The following is a 3,281-nucleotide window of genomic DNA, read 5'->3' as shown; positions in this document are numbered from 1 at the left end:
CTTTTTAAGGGGGATTTAGGGGGATCCCTTTGTACCTCATGGGAAACAGAATTGCTATAGATTAGTACTTTTGAGTAATCAATGTCGCACCAACTAACTTCACCGTTATATCATTTAATCTTCTATAGCGGTTTTTATTTTAATGAGGTACACAAAATTTTTACCATCTTACCTATTGCCTACTCCCTACTCCCTACTCCCTGCTCCCTGCTCCCCTATCTGCAATACTCGACTAGCATTAAGAATAGCCAACAGAGCCACTCCCATATCGGCAAATACAGCTTCCCAGAGAGTTGCTACTCCCATCGCACCCAGGGTAATAAAGACGACTTTCACTGCCAAAGCAATAATAATATTTTGCCAAACAATACCTAGGGTTCGGCGGGCGATCGCGATCGCTTCTGCTACTTTAGAGGGAGCATCGGTCATAATTACCACGTCGGCGGTTTCGATAGCAGCATCTGAGCCTAATCCCCCCATAGCTATGCCCACATCAGCACGAGCAATTACTGGTGCGTCGTTGATGCCATCTCCCACAAATGCAGTTTTATGGTTAGTTTGGTTTACTGCTGTGAGGATTTTCTCTAAAGCATTCACCTTATCCTCTGGTAAGAGTTCGGCTTGAAAATCATCTATCCCTAGCCTTCGAGCGATAGTATTAGCTATGGTTTGACTGTCTCCTGTCAGCATCACAGTTTTAATCTGCTGTTGGTGCAGTGCTTGGATGGCATTGATGGCATCTTCTTTGAGTTCATCGGCAATTAAGATACGCCCACTGTATTCACCATCCACAGCTAAGTGAGCTACCGTACTATCAGCCACACAGACATGATGGGAAATCCCCTCTCGATGGAGTAAGCGATCGTTTCCTGCGATCACAACTTTTCCATCAATTTGGGCGAGAATACCGTGCCCCGCAATTTCTTGATAATTTTCAACCTTAGAACTGTCAATCGGTTTGCCATGAGCTTGTCGAATCGATTGGGCGACGGGATGATTTGACCCAGATTCTACATGAGCAGCTAATTCTAGTAATTGCTCTTGACTCAAACCATTATGGGTAATAATATCGGTGACTCGAAAGTTTCCTTTAGTAAGGGTGCCAGTTTTATCAAAGACGACGGTTTTCACCTGAGTTAAGGCATCTAAAAACGTAGACCCTTTAATCAAAATACCCCGCTTAGCTGCCCCTCCAATACCGCCAAAATAGCCCAGAGGAATACTAATGACCAATCCACAGGGACAGGAAATCACCAAGAGCACCAAGGCTCGATAAGTCCAGGTGCTTGGGCTTGCTCCCGAAATTAGCAAAGGTGGTAACAGGGCAATTGCTACGGAAAGAAACACGACAACGGGAGTATAGTAGCGGGCAAAGCGAGTAATAAACTTTTCCGTGTCGGCTTTTTTGCTTCTGGCGTTTTCCACCAAGTCCAAAATTCTGGCAATAGAAGACTCTTCAAAGGGCTTAGTAACGCGAATGGTTAGCCCTCCAGACTGGTTAATCATCCCTGCTAACACCAGATCTCCTGTTACAACGGTACGGGGCACTGATTCTCCTGTGAGGGCAGACGTATCAAGTTGGGAACTTCCCTGAATAATCTCACCGTCCAGGGGAACTTTCTCCCCAGGGCGTACCCGAATCATTTCCCCAACAGCAACTTGATCAGGGGCAACGGTTTTGATCTCGCCGTTAACTAGCAGATTAGCAGTATCGGGACGGACTTCCAGCAAGGCTCGAATCGAACGACGCGATCGCCCCACCGCAGACCCCTGTACCAATTCCCCCACCTGGTAAAACAACATCACCCCCACTGCTTCCGGTAGTTCGTGAATAGCGATCGCGCCTATGGTGGCAATGGTCATCAAAAAGTTTTCGTCAAAAATCCGACCCCGCAGGATATTTCGCCCCGCAGTGGTTAGCACTCCCCAACCACAAAGTAAGTAAGCAGGAATCAAGACGGCATATTCAGCTATGCCAAAAGGAGTCTGATCTAAACTATCTTGAAAAATCAGTCCGATTAACAAAAGAGGAGTAGCGATCGCGACCGCTCTTAACTCGCGCCACAAGTTAAATTCATTCTTTCCTTGACTGTTCCCGCAGCAGTGATCATGGGTTGTGACCTCCTTTTCTTGACTGTTGCCGCAACAGTGATCATGGGTTGTCACCTCCTTTTCTTGACTGTTCCCGCAGCAGTGATCATGGGTTGTCACCTCAGCAACCGCTTTAACGGAATGCCCAGAATTGCAGCAGTCTTGATGATGGTGTTGTGCCATAGCAATACCTAACGAAAATCTCCTGAATATCTGAAAGACTATTCAGACAAAAGATTATTCAAATTATATAGTAAGCAGCTGTGCAAAATAAATTATTTACAAATTTTTACATAATTATGAGGTACAATTTTTTTTTATTTGTTCCCATATACCATGCTTAATAGTCCCTAAAACCCAGAAATATGTACCTCACAAATTTAAAATGGCTGTATAAAAAATACTGTTACAACTATTTAATACTTCTTCCCCTATCTGTGCTCAATAATCAACTTTGATCAAGGTGTTGAGCTACTTCTCGATATAAAGTCACAATATGTTCATCGGCAAGACTGTAGTAAACGTTGCGACCTTGACGGCGATATTTTACTAGCTTTTGCGATCGCAATACTCGTAGCTGATGAGATACTGCCGATTCCCCCATTTTTACTATCGCTGCTAAGTCGCAGACACAAAGCTCTTGCTGTGCGAGGGCTGAAAGCAACTTTAGCCGATGAGGGTCGGAAAGAACGCTAAAAAACTCTGCCATCTGTTGCGCTTTTTCCGTTGCTAGAACCTTACTCTGGACCTGCCACACATTATCTAGATGAACTACGGAATCATCACAGCTTGGAGCATCAGAAGAGTAGACAGTTGGTTTATTTAAAGAACTAGAATCAGCCATGATGAATTATATTTATTATTTAATCTCTAGATCTATGATACTATAGCGTTTCTCGCAGTTATGAGGTACAGTTTTATTTTAGGTTGATTCCCTGTTAGGTGCGCTTGACCCATTAATACCGAGTTGCATTCAAAGAGAGTAGATTAGTTGGATAGGGAGATGGGGAGATGGGGAGATGGGGAGATGGGGAGATGGGGAGATGGGGAGAGGGGGAGATGGGGAGATGGGGCGATGGGGAGATGGGGAGATGGGGAGATTGGCGGAAGAGAAAGTTGTACCTTTGAGCGACGTTTACTATCTGAAGGTCACAAGTCTGAAAGCAAGTCACCATAGCTACAGGAGCTCG

2 protein-coding genes are annotated in these 3,281 nt (G+C 44.8%); both read right to left on the bottom strand.

The genetic code is table 11. The annotated features are described in order from the left end of the window. Positions 1–186 precede the first annotated feature (186 nt). Positions 187–2,274 (bottom strand): heavy metal translocating P-type ATPase, encoded by a 2,088-nt coding sequence (locus F6K49_RS38205; RefSeq protein ID WP_293105497.1) that lies wholly within the window; start codon positions 2,272–2,274, stop codon positions 187–189. Positions 2,275–2,539: 265 nt separating this feature from the next. Next, entirely contained in the window at positions 2,540–2,935 is a 396-nt protein-coding gene (locus tag F6K49_RS38200) for a metalloregulator ArsR/SmtB family transcription factor (protein WP_293022960.1), read from the bottom strand. Between the last annotated feature and the right edge of the window lie 346 nt (positions 2,936–3,281).

Source organism: Moorena sp. SIO3I6 (genome assembly GCF_010672095.1).
Note: the sequence above shows the minus strand (reverse complement) of the source record. Positions and strands in the feature narration are given on the sequence as shown.

Coding starts and splice junctions, on each gene's coding strand:
- F6K49_RS38205 (WP_293105497.1), bottom strand. CDS start 2,274: ATGGCACAACACCATCATCAAGACTGCTGCAATTCTGGGCATTCCGTT.
- F6K49_RS38200 (WP_293022960.1), bottom strand. CDS start 2,935: ATGGCTGATTCTAGTTCTTTAAATAAACCAACTGTCTACTCTTCTGAT.